This window comes from Algoriphagus oliviformis (assembly GCF_017254915.1).
In the GTDB taxonomy this organism is placed as follows: domain Bacteria; phylum Bacteroidota; class Bacteroidia; order Cytophagales; family Cyclobacteriaceae; genus Algoriphagus; species Algoriphagus oliviformis.
Genome location: NZ_JAFKCT010000007.1, coordinates 89,775 through 108,379 on the forward strand (window position 1 = coordinate 89,775; position 18,605 = coordinate 108,379).

Below are 18,605 nucleotides of genomic sequence, written 5' to 3' on the forward strand. Positions count from 1 at the left end.
CTGGGTTTACCGCGAAGACGCCGAGGGCGCAAAGGTCTCGCAGAGTTTTACTCCCATTCCTTCGTGCACTCCGTGGTGAGATTTTCTTATTGGATTTTTTTACCACAGAGAGCGGGAGGAATAGGAGGCTTTTGGTTTTGATCTATCCGGTTATTCGTTGTGCTGCTGCTACGAAACAGCGAGTTTTCCGGATTTTTTGCGGCGCTTAGGCTCTGCGAGAAAAGCACTCCCCCGAAGACTCCAAGGCGCGAAGCTTTCTCCCATTCCTCCGTGATCTCCGTGGTAAAAAAGCAGTCAAAGCCCCATCGGGGCGGCCGATGCATAGCCTTGGGTTTCAACCCAAAGATACTGGGTTAGGGTTTGGTATGGGGAGTTTTGGCCGAGAGGAGGCCAAGTGAGTCGTGCAGGTTTCGCCAAAACCGGTTGGGGATTGGGCTAGGTTTTTTGCGCTTCGCGCTGGGTTTACCGCCAAGACGCCGAGGGTGCAAAGGTCTCGCAGAGGTTTTCTCCTTTTCCTCCGTGCACTCAGTGGTAAAAAACTTTCCAAAAAATTGCAAAAAGCCTTTGTCAGCCCAGGCTCAGGGCTTAGATTTGTTTAATTTAAAATTAGTCTAAATAATAATAGGGCTTGACGACGTGTCCATCTTCGGAATGGGCAAGGAGGTCAAGTCGATTTTTAGATCCAAAAAAGACATTCAAGTCCTGGGAGATTGGCGGAATTTGGAAACTAAACCGACCACGCACCACATCCCAGGCACCAATTCCGAGTTTTTCCACCAAAATCCACGCTTATGTCCGCCTGCCATACCGAGATCATCTATCAAAACGAGGACTTTGTCTTTACCCGCTGCCAAGACTGCGGGCGTATGGGGCTGATGTATCGGCAGGCGATGATTGCCTTTGATGAGCTGAACTTTGACGCTTTTCGACGCTACATGCTCCGCATGGACTTCGATGCGGAGAAGTATCCCTTCTTTGACGGGCTGGATCGGGTGGTAATCGAGACCTACCACCCCGACGTACAGTTTACACTCCTGGAGGAAGAGTTTTACTGGCTCAAGGCAGGCGTGATCGAGGCGGACAACCACCTCAAGCTGATCGACATGATACGCAAACTCTAGGGTCAATAGGCCTTTCTTGGTTTCCGAAGCCCCCAGACTCGCGCTGGGGGCTTTTTCGTGAATAGGCCTTTTTATAGACTTTTCATTCCAAGAAAGCACGGGATGGTATTATTGTCTCATTTTGATACATTAGATCATTGTCATGACCTAACCAAAATCCCGCTTTCGTTCTGAAACAGGGCAGGATGGGAATTTGGAATCAAGTGACTAACTCCCGGTAAACTCCGACCTTATGAAAAAGACATGGACCCTCACGCTGGCGCTTTTGGCGGCCAGTCCCAGCTTTGCGCAGCAAGATCCCCTCCTCGGCAACTTCCAAAACCCCACCAACGAAGCCAAACCCCGGGTATGGTGGCACTGGATGAACGGCAACATCACCCAGGAAGGTATCCGCAAGGATCTGGACTGGATGGAAAAAACCGGAATCGGCGGCTTTCAGAACTTTGACGCCAACCTCTTCACTCCCGTGGTCGTCCCGGAGAAGTTGGTCTTCATGACCCCGGCTTGGAAGGACGCCTTCAAATTGGCTACGGACTTAGCTGGGCAAAAAGGCCTGGAAATGGCCATCGCCGGTTCGCCCGGATTGAGTGTGACCGGAGGGCCTTGGGTAAAGCCGGAGGACGGGATGAAGAAATACGTGTGGTCTGAGCTGGAGGTCGAGGGTGGAAAGCCTTTTCAGGGAAAACTTCCCCAGCCATCCAGCCAAACCGGGAAATACCAAGATGCCCACCTCGAAGGGGGAGGGATCAGTGGAGGCTTCATAGGTGAGGTGCCGAGCTTCTATCGGGACGCGCTGGTAGTCGCCTTTCGGTTGCCGGAGAGCGAAAAAGACCTCCAAGCTCTGAACCCGGTGATCACCAAAAGCGGCGGCGACTTTGACCATCAGCTGCTGCTGGACGGCAGCATAGCCGAGGCGGGCTTTTTGCCTCCCATGGAGATCGGGGAGGATATGTGGATACAATACGCCTTTGCGCAGCCCCAGACTTTCAGGGCCTTCAGTGTATCGGGAGCGATGAATGGACCTTTGGCGGAGTTTAACGGCGGGCCGGAAAACCGCCGCCTCAAAGTCTCCGACGATGGAGTGAATTTCAAAACCATCGCGACGGTCTCGGGCAGCACGGTTCCTTTCAACACGGTCGCGATTCCTCCCACGACAGCAAAATACTGGCGGATCACCTACGAAACCTTGCCAATACAGCCCAACCTGTTTGCCGCTATAGCTGGATTGCCTCCCGCGGACAAGCCGGATGGGGTGAACGTGGCCGAGTTCCAGCTTTACACCACTTCGCGCATCGACCAAGTGGAGGACAAGGCGGGTTTTTCTCCCTGGACAGAGGACAATAGGCTCGCAACTGGCTTGGAAACCTCGGGAGTAGAAGGTGTGATTGCGTCTGAAGAGGTCTTGGACCTCACTTCGAAGATGCAGGCGGACGGAAGTCTGGCCTGGGAAGTGCCATCAGGCAAGTGGAAAGTGATCCGCCTGGGTTACTCCCTTACCGGAAGGCAAAACCACCCCGCTTCCCCGGAGGCCACCGGCCTGGAAGTGGACAAGCTGGATGCGGCAGCCGTCAGGAGGTATATCAACCATTACTTGGATTTGTATCAAAGTGCCACAGGCGGAAAGTTGGGTCCTGGCGGGCTGGAGTACATGATCCTCGACAGCTACGAGGCCGGGCACATGAACTGGAGCCTGGGCTTTCCGCAGGAATTCCAAAAGAGACGGGGCTACAGCCTGATTCCTTTTTTGCCAGCCCTGACTGGCCACGTGGTCAATAGCCTGGAGGAAAGCGAGAAGTTTCTATGGGATTTCCGCAAGACCATCGGCGAGCTCATTTCCGACAATCATTACGACGTGATCGGCGAGGAGCTGCACAAGCGCGGCATGAAGCGCTATACCGAATCCCATGAAAACAAGCGCATCTACCTTGCTGACGGCATGGACGTGAAGCGGCACGCCGATATCCCCATGTCGGCGATGTGGACTCCGGGTAGCCTGGCCGGAGGGGCTGACGAAGAGGTGCGGAGCGAGGCCGATATCCGTGAGTCTGCCTCGGTGGCCAATATCTATGGAAAGCCCTTTGTGGCGGCGGAGTCCATGACTTCGGTGGGCAGGCCATTTCAGGAATATCCCGAACGCCTCAAGCGCACTGCCGATCTGGAGCTGGCCTCGGGCCTCAACCGGTTCGTGATCCATACCTCCGTGCATCAGCCCTTGGACGACAAAAAGCCCGGCTTTTCGCTCGGTCCATTTGGACAGTATTTCTCACGGCAGGAGTCTTGGGCGGGAATGGCCAAGCCCTGGATGGACTATCTGGGCAGGAGCTCCTACCTGCTGCAACAGGGGCAAAATGTCGCCGACATCCTCTATCTCTACGGGGAAAATACCAATATCACCTGGGTGGCTCGGGAGAAGCTGCCCGAGATTCCCAAAGGCTATGAGTTTGACTTTGTGAACGCCACGGCCCTGAAAGAAGCGATTTCGGCCGAATCTGGTAAGCTCAAGGCAAAAAGCGGGAACACCTACGAAGTCCTGATGCTGGATGAAAGCACCAGCCTGATGACGCTGTCTGTTTTGCGAAAACTGAAGGAACTGGCGGATGCCGGGGCAAAGATCATCGGCAAGCGCCCGGTGAAGTCTCCGAGTTTGGGAGATTCGGATGCGGAGTTTCAGCGGCTGGCAGACCAGATTTGGGCCAAGGACCATGTGGGGCCGGACGTGAAAATCTCGGCGCCCGAAGATGTCCTGATCACCGGTACGACGCATAAGGTCCTCTTCCGCCACCGCAACATCGACGGAGGGGAAATCTACTGGCTCAACAACCGGGATGTCGCCCCGACTTCGGCATCGGTGAGTTTCCGTGTGGCGGGCAAGAAGCCCATGCTCTGGAATCCCATCGACGGAAGCACGCGGGAGCTTTCCTACGAAATCAAAGACGGCCGCACCCATATTCCCCTGCTGTTTGAGTCTTGGGACGCATATTTTATCCTATTTCAAGAGCAGACTACCCGGACTTCGTTCTCCCTTCCAGTGAAAAAGGAAAGCGTGGCCCTGGCGATAGATGGGGACTGGAAAGTGGATTTTGTAGGGAAAACGGCCGATTTTGCACAGTTGGGCTCCTGGTCAGAGCAGAAGGATCCGGCGATCAAGTATTTCTCTGGGACGGCCAGCTATTCCAAAACCTTCACGCTGCCGGAAAAAAGCGAAACCTCCAGCTACCTGCTGGATCTTGGTGAGGTCAAAAACTTGGCTGAGGTGATCGTCAATGGCCAGAACATGGGCATAGTCTGGAAGACTCCCTTCCGCATAGATATTGGCGAAGCGCTCAAAAGCGGGGAAAACCATCTCGAAATCCGGGTGGTCAATACCTGGGTCAACCGCCTGGTTGGCGATGCCCAGCCTGATGCGCAAAAGACGACCTTCACCACGATGCCGTTCTATCGGGCCGATTCACCTTTGGTTCCATCCGGCCTGTTGGGTCCGGTGAAAGTGCTCCGCGTCGATTGAAATGGAGAGATTCTTTATTTGAGACAATAGGGGCTTTCAGTGAAAATCTGTGTAGTTGATCCGTGAAAGTCTGTGGGAAAGATTGGCAGCCCAGGTCCTTGTTTTTTCCCACAGATACTCACAGAAAAAGGCCCAAATCAGCACGGAAGAGGGAAATGGAGAGATTCTTTATTTGAGACAATAGGGGCTTTCAGTGAAAATCTGTGTCGTTGATCCGTGGAAATCTGTGGGAAAGATTGGCGGTCCAGGCCCTTGTTTTTCCCACGGATAATCACAGAAAAAAGGCACAGATCAGCACGGAAGAGGGAAATGGAGAGATTCTTAATTGAAGTCAGGAGGGGCCTTCTGTGAAAATCTGTGTACTTGATCCGTGGAAGTCTGTGGGAAAGATTGGCAGCCCAGGTCCTTGTTTTTTCCCACAGATACTCACAGAAAAAGACACAGATCAGCACGGAAGAGGGAAATGGAGGGATTCTTAATTGAAGTCAGGAGGGGCCTTCTGTGAAAATCTGTGTAGTTGATCCGTGGAAGTCTGTGGGAAAGATTGGCAGCCCAGGCCCTTGTTTTTCCCACGGATAATCACAGAAAAAAGGCACAGATCAGCACGGAAGAGGGAAATGGAGAGATTCTTAATTGAAGTCAGGAGGGGTCTTCAGTGAAAATCTGTGTAGTTGATCCGTGGAAGTCTGTGGGAAAGATTGGCGGCCCAAGCCCTTGTTTTTCCCACGGATAATCACAGAAAAAAGGCACAGATCAGCACGGAAGAGGGAAATGGAGAGATTCTTAATTGAAGTCAGGAGGGGCCTTCTGTGAAAATCTGTGTAGTTGATCCGTGAAAACCTGTGGGAAAGATTGGAGGCCCAGGCCCTTGTTTTTCCCACGGATAATCACAGAAAAAAGGCACAGATCAGCACGGAAGAGGGAAATGGAGAGATTCTTAATTGAAGTCAGGAGGGGTCTTCAGTGAAAATCTGTGTAGTTGATCCGTGGAAGTCTGTGGGAAAGATTGGCGGTCCAGGCCCTTGTTTTTCCCACGGATAATCACAGAAAAAAGACACAGATCAGCACGGAAGAGGGAAATGGGGAGATTCTTTATTTGAGACAATAGGGGCTTTCAGTGAAAATCTGTGTAGTTGATCCGTGAAAATCTGTGGGAAAGGTTGACGGCCTAGGCCCTTGTTTTTCCCACGGATAATCACAGAAAAAAGGCACAGATCAGCACGGAAGAGGGAAATGGAGAGATTCTTAATTGAAGTCAGGAGGGGCCTTCTGTGAAAATCTGTGTAGTTGATCCGTGAAAACCTGTGGGAAAGATTGGCGGTCCAGGCCCTTGTTTTTCCCACGGATAATCACAGAAAAAAGACACGGATCAGCACGGAAGAGGGAAATGGAGAGATTCTTTATTTGAGACAATAGGGGCTTTCAGTGAAAATCTGTGTAGTTGATCCGTGAAAATCTGTGGGAAAGATTGGCGGCCCAGGCCCTTGTTTTTTCCCAAGATTATCACAGAAAAAGGCACAGATCAGCACGGAAGAGGGAAATTGAGAGATTCTTTATTTGAGACAATAGGGGCTTTCAGTGAAAATCTGTGTACTTGATCCGTGAAAATCTGTGGGAAAGATTGGCAGCCTCGGGCCCTTGTTTTTCCCACAGGTGGCATAAAGCTGAGTTTATTGCTTCCTTTTCAAAATTATCCTCCAAAATAGCGGGCTCATTGAGGAGACTTCAGTTGAAATAGATTTATTTGCAAACGAAAATTCCAAACCTCGTCTTCACCCACTTGAAACATCTCCTGATCATGCTCAGCTTCTCCATGGCGATCCATCTGGTCGCCTGCACGAGCTATGGCATGGTGCAGCTGAACGCAGAGGAGCTGGTGGAGAATGTGGTCTTGCAGGAGCTCCTGGAGAAGGAGATGAACAAAAAGAGTGAGTACACTTTTACTTTTTTCGCCTTGCAGCATCCATTGGTCGAGGAGAAATCTACTTTTTGCTTTACCGAGAACCCGGAGGGATTTTCCACCTACGAGCTGGAGATCCACGTGCCCCCTCCCAATTTTTCCCAGGTTATTTCTTGACCTCGGCCCCCGGAATTCTTTCCGCGGGACATCTTCTCATTCTAAAAATTAAGTTATGACATCCCCATTTAAGCATGTCGGCAAGGACTTGTCGGCAAGTATTGTAGTGTTTTTTGTTGCCCTTCCCCTGTGTTTGGGCATAGCCTTGGCCAGCGGTGCGCCTTTGTTTTCTGGTCTGATCGCAGGCATCATCGGCGGGATCGTGGTCGGGGCTACCAGTGGCTCGGCACTAGGCGTGAGCGGGCCTGCTGCTGGCCTGGCCGTGATCGTGCTTACTGCCATCGGTACGCTGGGCAGCTTCGAAAATTTCCTCCTGGCAGTCATCCTTGCCGGAGTGATACAGCTGGTCTTCGGTGTGCTCAAGGCAGGCGTGATCGGCTACTATTTCCCCAGTGCCGTGATCAAAGGCATGCTGGCCGCCATCGGCATCATCATCATCCTGAAGCAGATCCCCCACGCGCTGGGTTATGACGCCGACTATGAAGGCGACGAGTCATTTGCACAGGCGGACGGTGAAAACACCTTCTCGGCGCTCTCGTCCATGCTCGACTCCTTTACCCCTGGAGCGATTGTGCTTTCTGTGGTGGCGCTGCTTATCCTGATCCTTTGGGACAAAGTGCTCAGCAAAAAACACCAGATCTTCAAGCTCATCCCCGGCCCTCTGGCAGTGGTCGTGTTGGGAATCCTCTTTCAGACGCTCATTCCACAGAGCTCGTTTCTCTACATCGGTGCTTCCCATCTGGTGAATGTACCAATCCCCGAAAACGTGGACATGTTTCTGGGACAGTTTACCCTGCCCAATTTCGCAGCCATCACCAATCCCCAGGTGTGGACCGTGGCGCTGACTTTGGCCATCGTGGCGAGTTTGGAGACCCTCCTCTCCGTGGAGGCTGCGGACAAGATCGACCCTGAAAAAAGGACTACCCCGACCAACCGGGAGCTTTTGGCCCAAGGGACGGGAAATATCCTCTCTGGCCTGATTGGCGGCTTGCCGCTCACACAAGTGATCGTGCGCTCCTCCGCCAACGTGATGTCCGGTGGTAGGACCAAGCTCTCGACCATCTTTCACGGCTTCTTTCTCCTGCTTTCCATCATCCTGATTCCCCGTCTGCTCAACAAGATTCCGCTCGCGGTGCTGGCGGCAGTCCTGCTGATGGTAGGCTTCAAGCTGGCCAATCCCGGTCTTTTCAAGTCCATGTTTAAACTGGGCAGGACTCAGTTTCTACCCTTCATCGTGACGGTGCTGGGCGTGGTCTTCACGGATATCCTGGTGGGAATCTCCCTGGGCATGGCCGTGTCCGTGCTGATCATCCTGATCGAAAACTATAAGAATTCCCACTTCCTGCACATCGTCAAGGACTCTGACTCCGAAAACCACATCCGCATGACCTTGGCCGAGGAACTTTCCTTTCTCAACAAGGGAGCGATCCTACGGGAGCTCAGCAACCTGCAGCCGGGGACATTCCTGGAGCTTGACGTGCGCAAAACCATCCACATGAACTATGACGTGATCGAGATCCTGGAGGACTTTACCTCCAAGGCTAGAGAGCGCAAAATCAGCATACAGCTCGTCACCGCCGACGGTACCATCACCAATCCGGAAAGCTATTCCGCGCTTTTCGGTGTCAAAAACGCAGTTACATCCCATTAAACTCTTATGACCATGGAAAATTCTTTCTACAAAAGCCTACTCGACAACAACAAGAAGTGGGTGGAGTCCAAGCTGTCCTTGGACCCTGATTTCTTTCACAAGCTGGCCAATGGCCAAAAGCCGCCCTTGCTTTGGATAGGCTGTGCGGATAGCCGTGTGCCGGCCAACGAGATCATCGGTGCCCAGCCGGGTGAGGTCTTCGTACACCGCAACATCGCCAACATGGTCGTCCACTCCGACATGAACATGCTGAGCGTGCTCGACTACGCCGTCAACGTGCTCAAGGTACAGCATATCATCGTCTGTGGACACTACGGCTGCGGAGGAGTGAAAGCTGCCATGGGTTCCGACGCCATCGGCCTCATCGACAACTGGATCCGCCACATCAAGGACGTGTACCGATTCCACCATGCCGAGCTGGATAGCATCGCAGATGAGGACGAGCGCTTCAACCGCTTTGTGGAGCTGAATGTCATCGAGCAGGTGCACGACCTGGCAAAGACCTCCATTGTGCAGGGAGCTTGGAGAAACCAGCAGGATCTGAGTATCCACGGCTGGGTCTACGGCGTGGGCTCTGGGGTGGTGAAAGACCTCGGGGTAAACATCGAATCCAACGAGAGCCTGGATCAGGTGTATCAGTTGAATATCAAATAGAGTATCTAGTATAGAGTAGCAAGTATCTAGTGTTATTTGTTGTATGAACAAGGTCTCGACTCCGCTCGACCTGACAATCCGGTGTCACCTTGAGCGAAGTCGAAAGGTTATTTAGGAGTCAGCGTAACACTAGTACAGCGTATCTGGTACAAAGTCCGAAGTACCAAGTCTAAAGTACAAAGCCCAAGGTGGGTTTACTGGGCTTGGCTTTGCTGCTGGAATGGAGAGGCTCCGGGGATGTAGGTTTCCGGAGTCTTTTTGTTTGTGCGGGCTTTTGGGAATTGGCTTTTTGGGCTGGGTTTGAGGCCTAAGGCGATACTTTTTTTGTAGGCAAAAGGAGTCATACCGGTGACGTTTTTGAAGTGGCGGTAGAAGTTGCTCACATTCTGAAAGCCGCACTCCGAGGAGATGGTTTCCAGTGGCAGCCTGTCTTCTAAGATGCGCTTGCAGACGTTGGAGATCCGGACCTCGATCAGGAAGCCAAAGAAAGATTTGTTGGTCATCTTCTTGAAGTAGCGGCAAAAGCTCGTGATGCTCAGATGGGAGAGGGAGGCCATCTCTTCCAGGCTGATGGTTTTGGGATAGTTTTCCATCACGTAGGAATAGATTTTTTCCAGCCGGGCCATCTCCGAGACATTGTGGAGGTGGCCGAAGGAATAGCCCGGGGAGATGGTCTCCACGTCCCGACTTTCCGCCAGGATATTGAGGATCTGCAGGAGCAGGATCAGGCGGTCCAGCTGGGAGGCCTGCAGGAGCGCGCGCAGCAGCTCGGCGACCTTTTCCTTGGTTTTTCCATTTACCTTCAGACCTTTTTTTGCCTTTTCAAAAAGAAGGGGAATTTGCTGTGCCTCGGGCAGCAGGAGAAAGTTTTTGCCCAGGCAGGTGGGCGAAAAATGCAGCACGATCGCCTCTGCTTGGACATCCGGCTTGTCCTGGAAGTACTCTTGGCTGCAGCGCCAGGAGTGGGGCAGGTTTTCTCCCAACAGGATCAGATCCCCGTCCGAAAAGCCGCTGACCGTGTCCCCGATGTACTGGATGCCACGGCCGCGGATGATGAAGTGCAGCTCTAGCTCGGGATGGTAGTGCCACAGCGTCCCAAAGTTGGGCTCGCGGTCATGGCGTATGCCAAAGGACTGGGCCAGTCCTATGGGGACTTTGTGGTAGTGGGGCTTCATCGCGCGGGGGAGTTTGCATGGAATACTGTCGCTGCCATGCCTTTGGACTAGCGTCGGGGGCGATTTCAGGATAAGATCGTATAGTTTTTTGGCAAAAAACGGGAGATCGCCGCCTCGGTTTTTCTTCATCTTTGGCAGGTACAAAAGATTGAAAACCCCGGATAACAATGGAATCGAACAAGAAAATACAGCTGGTAGCCAGCGGTGACCTGCGCCTGTCTGCCAACCAAGTGGGATGGAAGTACCAGTCGGCCATGGAGGCCAAGCTGCAGGCGGTATTGGCCGGGCTTGGATTCGAGATCGTCAGAGGCCATCCCTACAATCCCGTGAAAAAGCACGGCTTCATCGATTCCCAAAAGATGGGATTGGCGGTTTTTCGCCAGCTCGATCCGCAGCTGCCGATCATCGTGGCGGAGAGCGTGTGGCAATATTCCCACCACGTGCTGCCGGGGCTGACCACGCACCAGGGGCCTATCCTGACCTTGGCCAATTTCGACGGGGCCTCCTCGGGTTTGGTGGGTTTGCTGAATCTCAACGGCTCCCTGACCAAGGCCGGAGTGGCCTACAGCACGCTCTGGAGCATCAATTTTGACGACGATTTTTTCTTGGGAAAGCTGAAGGATTGGCTGGAAACAGGCATGGTGAAGCATGACGATTCCCATGTCAGGTCTTTGGAAAGCCTTCCGGAGGATGCCGCCACCAAAGCCGAAGCGATCGCCTACGCCCGGGATTTTCAGCGAAAGAAAGCCATCATGGGCGTTTTGGACGAGGGGTGCATGGGCATGTTCAACGCCATCGTGCCGGACAAGCTCCTCAATCCCCTCGGGATCTTCAAGGAGCGGCTCAGCCAGTCTGCTCTCTATGCCGAGATGCTCAAGGTGTCCGACAGCGAGGCGGAGGAAGTGTTGGATTGGCTCTTGGAGAAAGGCATGAAGTTCAACTGGGGCAGCGATTCCGCGATGGAGCTCACCTGGAGCCAAAGTCTGGAGCAGTGCAAGATGTACATCGCTGCCCTGCGCATGGCGGATGAGTTTGGATGCGATACCATCGGCATCCAGTACCAGCAGGGCCTGAAGGACCTGGTGGCGGCCAGCGATCTGGTGGAAGGACTGCTCAACAATGTCCATCGTCCTCCGGCCTACAGCACCGACGGTCGGGAGCTTTTCCCGGGCAAGTCCATGCCCCACTTCAACGAGGTGGACGAGTGTGCTGGCATCGACGCGCTGGTCACCACGCAGCTATGGGAGAAGCTTGGCCTTTCTCCCGAAAACACGCTCCATGACATCCGTTGGGGGCAGGAGTATGTGTTGGATGGGCAGGAGGAGTTCGTTTGGGTGTTTTTGATCTCGGGAGCTGCGCCGCCGGAGCACTTCATAGGTGGCTATGCCGGAGCGCAGAGCGACCGCCAGCCGCCCATGTATTTCCAAAAAGGTGGAGGCAGCCTCAAGGGTATTTCCAAGCCCGGTTCTATCGTGTGGAGCCGCGTCTACATCGAGGACGAGCAGCTGTGCTGCGACTTGGGAGTGGGCAAGGCGGTTTACCTGCCTGAGGAGGAAACGCAGCGCAGATGGGAAGCGACCACTCCGGCTTGGCCGATCATGCATGCCGTGCTGCCGGGTGTCTCGCGGGACCAGATGATGGGTCGTCACAAGGCCAACCACATCCAAGTTGCCTATGCCAAAGACCAAGACTCCGCGCTGCGGGCTGCCAGGCTGAAGGCGGAGGTTTTTGCCGCTCTGGGCATGCGCGTCAGCTGGTGCGGGGAGGGGATCTAGGAAGTGGGTTGGAAAATTGACGACTAAGCTGTCTTTGGGGAGACCTTTGATATTTTGAAGCTTGTAGTTCTAAAGTGGGAAGGTTGTAAAGTGCTAAAGACTGGCAATTCAGTGCATGTCTTGCCGGTAGTCTCCGCCCACCGCAAAAAAGCGAGGCTTTAAACTTTGCGTCCTTGAAGTGGCCTGGCAAAAGCAAACCTAGAACAGGGTTTCCTGTGGCGCATGAGGCAAGGTTTCTTCTTCTCTTTGTCGCCTTTGTGGTAAACCCAGCTCGAAGCGCATAAAATCCAGCCAACCCTCAACCGGTTTTGGCGAAACCAAAATGGCTCCATTGGCTTCTTCTCGGCCAAAACTCCCCATACCAAACCCCAATCCGGTATCCTTGGGTCAAAACCCAAGGCTATGCACCTGTCGCCCCGACGGGGCTTTGAATCCGTCATTGTATCATGAAGGGAAAACAAAAAAAGGTTTTCGTCCGGGTTTTTATCCCTCCTAATTCTCCTGCTCTCTGTGGTGAAAAAATCCAATAAGAAAATTTTACCACTGAGTAAACGGAGGAATGGGAGAAAAACTCTGCGAGACCTTTGCGTTCTCAGAATCTTTGCGTCAAAAAGGATGTCCGGCAGCAGGGGGTTCCGTTCGGTGGGGACACCGACCGGGGCGGAAAATTGACGACGGAGCTGTCTTTCGGGCAGACCTTTGATATTTTGAGGTTTTTAGTTCTAAAGTGGGAAGGTTGTAAAGTGCTAAAGTCGGGCAATTCAGTGCATGTCTTGCCGGTAGTCTCCGCCCACCGCAAAAAAGCGAGGCTTTAAACTTTGCGTCCTTGAAGTGGCCTGGCAAAAGCAAACCTAGAACAGGGTTTCCTGTGGCGCATAAGGCAAGGTTTCTCCTCTTCTTTGTCGCCTTTGTGTTAAAAAGGATGTCCGGGAGGTAGGGATTCCGTTCGGTGGGGACACCGACCGGGGCGGAAAAGTAGGTTTTCGTCCGGACTTTTATCCCTCCTAATTCTCCTGCTCTCTGTGGTGAAAAAATCCAATAAGAAAATTTTACCACTGAGTTAACGGAGGAATGGGAGAAAAATTCTGCGAGACCTTTGCGTCCTCAGAATCTTTGCGTTAAAAAGGATGTCCGGCAGCAGGGGGTTCCGTTCGGTGGGGACACCGACCGGGGCGAAAGAGAAGGTGATTCCGTTCGGTGGGGACACCGACCGGGGCGGAAAATTGACGACGAAGCTGTCTTTCGGGCGGAAAGTCAAAAATCCCAGGCGCCAACTAGCCTTTTTTCCGCCTTTGGGCGGTTATCTACCAAAGAACTGTCTGCAAGCCGCGGGCTATTTCTTATTTTGCCGATAGGCAAAGACCCCAAAAACCTGTACCTATGAAGACCCCAAAATCTCCCCCTATTTTTCTGGGACTGCTTTTTTTTATCTTCCAAACTCTGATCTCTCCCCTTTCAGCACAGGAAATCGGGGAGTTTCAGCTCGTCAAATACAACAATCCCGGCGCGACATCTTATGTGGGTGTCGGGCTGTGGGCTTGGCCGCTTCCGATGGACTACGATGGGGACGGGGATATGGACCTTTTGGTCTCCTGCCCGGACAAGCCATTTAATGGGCTGTACCTTTTTGAAAATAAGTCGGGGGAAAGCTTTCCTGTCTTCGAGCCACCCGTGCGACTGGGGCCAGCCATATCGCAAATCCAAGTTTCCCATACCGCATCCGGCCCTAGGTTTTTGGTGCCTGGCGCGGAGCTGAAAGACTTTGCCGCCCAGCTGGACCAGCAGCCGGAGGCGCTTTTCCCCAAAGAGGAGATCCTCAAAGACTTCCAGAAAAATCCCCGCTTCAACCAGTGGAAAATGGCTGACTACGACGGGGATGGGGACGAGGATATACTCGTGGGCATCGACGACTGGAGCGACTACGGCTGGGACAATGCCTTCAATTCTGAGGGAAAATGGACCAACGGCCCCCTTCACGGCTATGTGTATTGGCTGGAAAACAAGGGCGGAAGCTATGAAAACCGTGGACGGATCCAGGTCAACGGCCAGGATCTGGACGTGTATGGCGCGCCTTCGCCCAACTTGGCGGACTTTGACGGGGACGGGGATCTGGACCTGATCACCGGCGAGTTTTTGGACAAGATGACCTACTTCCAGAATGTCGGCACGCGCAACAATCCCAGATTTTCCGAAGGAAAGCTCCTCGGAAACAAGCAGGGCACCATCAAGATGGACTTGGAAATGATCATCCCCGTCGCCCTGGATTGGGATGGAGACGGATGGATAGACCTGGTGGTGGGCGATGAAGATGGACGGGTGGCCTTGGTGCGCAATACGGGAAAAGTCAAGGAAGGGACTCCCGTTTTTGACTCCCCAAAGTATTTTCGGCAGAAGGCAGACAACCTGAAATTTGGTGCGCTGGTCACGCCAGTCTCCTACGACTGGGATCAGGACGGGGACTTGGACATCGTGGCGGGCAACTCCGCCGGATACCTCTGTTGGATAGAAAACCTCAAGGACGGCCCCGCTCCCCAATGGGCTGAGCCAGAGCTGCTCGAAGTGGGCGGGAAGCCTTTCCGCGTCCAAGCCGGAGACAATGGCTCCATCCAAGGCCCCGCCGAGGCCAAGTGGGGCTATACCACGCTCTCCGTCGCCGATTGGGACGGGGATGGCAAGGGCGACCTTGTCATCAATTCGATCTGGGGAAAAGTCGAATGGCTGAAAAATGCCGGAAAAGGGAAGCTCCAGGCTCCCCAACCAGTGGATGTGGCCTGGGGAAATGCGCCCATCCCGGCTCCAGCCTGGAACTGGTGGAAGCCAGCCCCGACGGAATTGGCTACCCAATGGAGGACTACTCCCTATGCCATAGACTGGAACCAAGACGGCCTGATGGATCTGGTGATGCTGGACCATGAGGGCTATTTGGCCTTTTTTGAAAGGAAAAATATAGCCGGAAAGCTCATGCTGACACCCGGACAACGGATTTTCTACGGGGAAAACGCCTCCGTCTTCGGCAACAAAAACGAAGTGGTAGACGAGACTCCAGGCCTCTTGAGGCTAAACAACCGGGAAGCCGGGGGCAGTGGCAGGAGAAAGCTGAGCTTCCTCGATTGGGACAATGACGGGGACATGGACCTCCTCGTCAACAGCATCAACGTCTCGCTTTTTGAGCAGACAAAGACCGAGGATGGGAAGGTCTATTTCCGCTCGCGCGGGCAAGTGGCTCCCAATATCCTCGCCGGTCATACCACCAGCCCTACCTTTGTGGATTGGAACAAAAACGGGGTCTGGGATGTCCTCGTCGGCGCCGAAGATGGACATTTCTATTACTTGGCGAGATAGGCTTGGAGATGTACAATCGAGAATTTTTGACCGAGAATTCGAATGGAGAAAATCCCCCCGCGCCCTTTCTCGAAGAGGGAATTGACCTCACCGAGAACTTATCTGGTAACTACCAAAGCATGACTTTGAAGACGGTCATGCCATTAGCATATCAAGCACTCAACAAAAGCCGGTGGGCCCTAGCCCTTTTTGCTTTTGCCCTATACTCCTGCTCCCAACCTTCAAACCAAAGCACCGTGACTTTGACACCCAATCCCAACGCCGAAGAAAGACAAGTGACCCAAGGAAACCAGGGGCACTTCCTCAACCATCGCCAGGCTTTTTTACCCGATGACCAATGGGTGGCTTTTGACGGTCGGGGAGAGGATCCCAAAATGGGCGAAAACGACCTGATCGGCATGGTAAATCTTGAGTCCGGTGAGGTCAGGGAACTGTATCGGGTTCCCGGACAGCAATCTTTTGGGCCGGGTTCGGGCGCGGTGAGTGTCAATCCCCAAGGCGGGGAAGTGGCCTTTATCCGGGGCCTGCTTTCCGCGAGTCCCGAGTTGCCCTATGACCTGACGAGGAGATCCTGCATGGGCCTTGACCTGTCAAAACCGGGCCAAGCCGGTATTCAGAACCTGGATGCCAGGGATATCACCCCGCCCTATACGCCTGGGGCGCTGCGTGGAGGGAGCCACGCCTATTGCTATTCAGCGGATGGGCAGTGGCTCAGTTTCACCTACAATGACGCCGTGCTTTTGGAGACCTCAAAAGCCGATCCGACGGTAAAAGACCTCCGTACGGTGGCTTTTTTGGTGAAGGGAAAAAGGGTGGAGGTAGAGACCAAGCTTCCGGGTCAGGAGTTTTCTGGAGCGGCTTTTACGGTGATCGCTGCGAAAGTGGTTCCCTCTCCAAAACCCGGATCTGATGAAATCCAAAAGGCCGCCGAGGAAACCTGGGTGGGCGAGCAGGGCTTTGCCCGAGCCAACGGGGAAAAAGTATATCGTGCGATGGCCTACCTCGGCGATGTGGTGACTGCGGAGGGAAATGTGGTGACGGAGGTCTTTGTGACCGAGATTCCGGAGAACTGGGAGGAGAGCCTGGCCGACACCGATCTGCTTGGTTCCGCGACCCAGATGCCCGAGGTGCCCAAGGCCTTTACCCAACGCAGGGTGACCTTCTTGGCTGACAAGAAATATCCCGGGGTAGAGGGACCCAGACATTGGCTGCGGACGACCCGAAGCGGAGACAAGATTTTCTTCTACGCCAAGTCCGACGACGGGGTGGTGCAGCTGCATTCCGTGTCGCCCAACGGTGGCGCGCCGGTCCAAATCACCCACAACGACTTTTCCCCGGAGACGGGTTTCAGCCTGAGTCCCGATGAGCGATGGGTGGTTTTTGGCTACCAAAACCGCGTCTACATCACCGATCTGGAGACTGGGGAAAGCTTCCGGGTAGGGCCGGAGCCAAAGGCAAACGAAAGCCAGATGTGGAACTTCAACTGGTCCTACTCCGGCAATACCTTGGTGTACAACAAACGCGTGGAGGAGGATGGGGCTTCTTTTTTCCAGATTTTCACCATGAACCCCTTCCAGTAACCCCCTCAATCAATCGCCAACCAGCTAGCTATGGAAAACAACTATGTGATCGGAGTGGACTTTGGGTCTGACTCCGTGCGCTCTATTTTGGTGGATGCTGCGGACGGAAGCGTCCTTGCGACCTCGGTTTTCGCCTATCCACGATGGAAAAAGGGGGAGTTTTGCGATCCTGCCAAGAGCCGCTACCGCCAGCATCCCCAAGACCACTTGGAGGGCCTGGAGCAGACCATCCTTTCGGTTCTTTCCCAATCCGGTGTGGATCCACAAAAAGTCCGGGGCATAGGCATAGACGCGACGGGTTCCTCGCCGATGCCCGTGGACGAGGCCGGCCTCCCTTTGGCTTTTTTGCCGGAGTTCTCCGAAGATCCCGATGCGATGATGATCCTGTGGAAGGACCATTCCGCCATCGCGGAGGCCGAGGAAATCACCCGCCTGGCGAAGAATTGGGGCGGGGAAGACTACACCCGCTTTTCGGGAGGGGTGTACAGTTCGGAGTGGTTTTGGGCCAAAATCCTTTTTGTCTATAAAAACAATCCAGTATTAGCCCAATCCCAGCCCAACTGGCTGGAGCACTGCGACTACATCGCCGGGGAACTGACTGGCAAGCTCAGATCTGGGGAAGTCAAGCGCAGTCGCTGTGCGGCGGGACACAAAGCCTTGTGGCATGCCTCCTGGGGAGGTTTTCCTTCGGTGGATTTTCTGGAAAAGCTCCATCCTGGCTTGGCTACTCTTGTCCGGAAGATGGAGCAGGAAACCCTGACTTCGGATCAGGCGGCGGGCACGCTTTCGCCCAAATGGGCCGAGAAGCTAGGATTGGGAAGCCAAACATTCGTGGCGGTAGGGACTATCGATGCGCACGCCGGAGCTGTAGGTGCCGGTGTGAAGCCAGGCACTTTGGTCAAGGTCATGGGAACCTCCACCTGCGATATGCTCGTGGCCAACTATGATGATGTGTCTCCCGAGCCGGTGCAGGGCATCAGCGGACAGGTGGACGGCTCCATCCTGCCGGGTTTCGTGGGTTTTGAAGCGGGGCAGGCAGGTTTTGGGGATTTTTTGGCTTGGTACAAGCGCTTGGTCACGGAGCCGATTTTTGAGCTGATTCGGTCCAGTGCCGTAGTGGATGGGGTTTTGGGCGAAAAGCTCATCGAGGAGCTTTCCGACAAAACGCTGGCCTATCTCAACCGGCAGGCGGAAAATGAGCCCTTGGAATCCGGGGTGCTGGCCGTGGATTGGATCAACGGCAGAAGGTCGCCTGGACTGAATGAATCTCTAAAAAGCGCCCTGACTGGGCTGGACATGGGAACCGGAAATGGTGCCGTATTCAAGGCTTTGGTGGAGTCGCTTTGTTTTGGCTCAAAGCGGATCATAGCCTGGTTCCAGGAAAATGGGGTGCGGATAGACGAAGTGGTCGGCATCGGCGGGATAGCGAAAAAGTCGCCGTTTTTGGTGCAGACCATGGCTGATATCCTAGGTGTGCCCATCGCCGTGGCGGCCTCGGAACAGACCCCGGCGCTTGGTGCGGCGATCTATGCGGCGGTGGCTTCGGGGATTTATCCCGAAATGCAGGCAGCCGCGGATGCCATTGCCAGTCCCATTGAAAAAGTGTATCAGCCCAGAGCCGAGGCTGTGGTTTACTACCAGCAGAAATACCAGGCCTATCTGACGCTGGGTAAGCAGGTGGAGTTTGGAGAGATGGCTGAGGAAAGTCGCTGAAAAGGCCCAAAA

General features: G+C 53.9%; 10 protein-coding genes. 9 read left to right on the plus strand and 1 reads right to left on the minus strand.

Features of this window, described 5'->3' with window-relative positions; genetic code table 11:
* The first annotated feature begins 791 nt into the window (after positions 1–791).
* The 5 genes from J0A68_RS15875 (at position 792) to can (ending at position 9,008) form a co-directional block, all read left to right on the plus strand.
* Entirely contained in the window at positions 792–1,121 is a 330-nt protein-coding gene (locus J0A68_RS15875) for a DUF6686 family protein (RefSeq protein WP_206579213.1), read from the plus strand.
* A 232-nt stretch (positions 1,122–1,353) separates the two neighbouring features.
* Positions 1,354–4,626, plus strand: a complete 3,273-nt coding sequence (locus J0A68_RS15880; protein ID WP_206579214.1) for a glycosyl hydrolase — start codon at positions 1,354–1,356, stop codon at positions 4,624–4,626.
* A gap of 1,780 nt (positions 4,627–6,406) precedes the next feature.
* Positions 6,407–6,703: a hypothetical protein gene (locus tag J0A68_RS15885; RefSeq protein ID WP_206579215.1), complete on the plus strand. Its 297-nt coding sequence runs from the start codon at positions 6,407–6,409 to the stop codon at positions 6,701–6,703.
* Positions 6,704–6,758: 55 nt separating this feature from the next.
* A complete protein-coding gene (locus tag J0A68_RS15890) occupies positions 6,759–8,354 on the plus strand; it encodes a SulP family inorganic anion transporter (RefSeq protein WP_206579216.1) in 1,596 nt (531 codons plus the stop codon).
* A gap of 12 nt (positions 8,355–8,366) precedes the next feature.
* Complete coding sequence (gene can / locus J0A68_RS15895) at positions 8,367–9,008, plus strand: carbonate dehydratase (protein ID WP_206579217.1); 642 nt, start codon at positions 8,367–8,369, stop codon at positions 9,006–9,008.
* Between the two features lie 194 nt (positions 9,009–9,202).
* On the opposite strand, the gene J0A68_RS15900 is transcribed toward can, so the two are convergent.
* Positions 9,203–10,183, minus strand: a complete 981-nt coding sequence (locus J0A68_RS15900) for an AraC family transcriptional regulator (protein ID WP_206579218.1) — start codon at positions 10,181–10,183, stop codon at positions 9,203–9,205.
* Positions 10,184–10,350: 167 nt separating this feature from the next.
* Between J0A68_RS15900 and J0A68_RS15905 the strand changes: the two genes are divergently transcribed.
* The 4 genes from J0A68_RS15905 (at position 10,351) to J0A68_RS15920 (ending at position 18,593) form a co-directional block, all read left to right on the plus strand.
* Positions 10,351–11,958: a fucose isomerase gene (locus J0A68_RS15905; RefSeq protein WP_206579219.1), complete on the plus strand. Its 1,608-nt coding sequence runs from the start codon at positions 10,351–10,353 to the stop codon at positions 11,956–11,958.
* Positions 11,959–13,338: 1,380 nt separating this feature from the next.
* The gene (locus J0A68_RS15910) at positions 13,339–15,300 is read left to right on the plus strand and encodes an FG-GAP repeat domain-containing protein (protein ID WP_206579220.1); all 1,962 of its coding nucleotides are present in this window, start codon (positions 13,339–13,341) and stop codon (positions 15,298–15,300) included.
* A 236-nt stretch (positions 15,301–15,536) separates the two neighbouring features.
* A complete protein-coding gene (locus J0A68_RS15915) occupies positions 15,537–16,880 on the plus strand; it encodes a DUF3748 domain-containing protein (protein ID WP_206579221.1) in 1,344 nt (447 codons plus the stop codon).
* A 30-nt stretch (positions 16,881–16,910) separates the two neighbouring features.
* Complete coding sequence (locus tag J0A68_RS15920; RefSeq protein ID WP_206579222.1) at positions 16,911–18,593, plus strand: ribulokinase; 1,683 nt, start codon at positions 16,911–16,913, stop codon at positions 18,591–18,593.
* Positions 18,594–18,605 lie beyond the last annotated feature (12 nt).

Bases quoted from the DNA above. Each gene is read 5' to 3' on its own strand.
- J0A68_RS15900 (WP_206579218.1), bottom strand. From the start codon at position 10,183: ATGAAGCCCCACTACCACAAAGTCCCCATAGGACTGGCCCAGTCCTTT.
- J0A68_RS15920 (WP_206579222.1), top strand. From the start codon at position 16,911: ATGGAAAACAACTATGTGATCGGAGTGGACTTTGGGTCTGACTCCGTG.
- J0A68_RS15910 (WP_206579220.1), top strand. From the start codon at position 13,339: ATGAAGACCCCAAAATCTCCCCCTATTTTTCTGGGACTGCTTTTTTTT.
- J0A68_RS15890 (WP_206579216.1), top strand. From the start codon at position 6,759: ATGACATCCCCATTTAAGCATGTCGGCAAGGACTTGTCGGCAAGTATT.
- can (WP_206579217.1), top strand. From the start codon at position 8,367: ATGGAAAATTCTTTCTACAAAAGCCTACTCGACAACAACAAGAAGTGG.
- J0A68_RS15875 (WP_206579213.1), top strand. From the start codon at position 792: ATGTCCGCCTGCCATACCGAGATCATCTATCAAAACGAGGACTTTGTC.
- J0A68_RS15880 (WP_206579214.1), top strand. From the start codon at position 1,354: ATGAAAAAGACATGGACCCTCACGCTGGCGCTTTTGGCGGCCAGTCCC.
- J0A68_RS15905 (WP_206579219.1), top strand. From the start codon at position 10,351: ATGGAATCGAACAAGAAAATACAGCTGGTAGCCAGCGGTGACCTGCGC.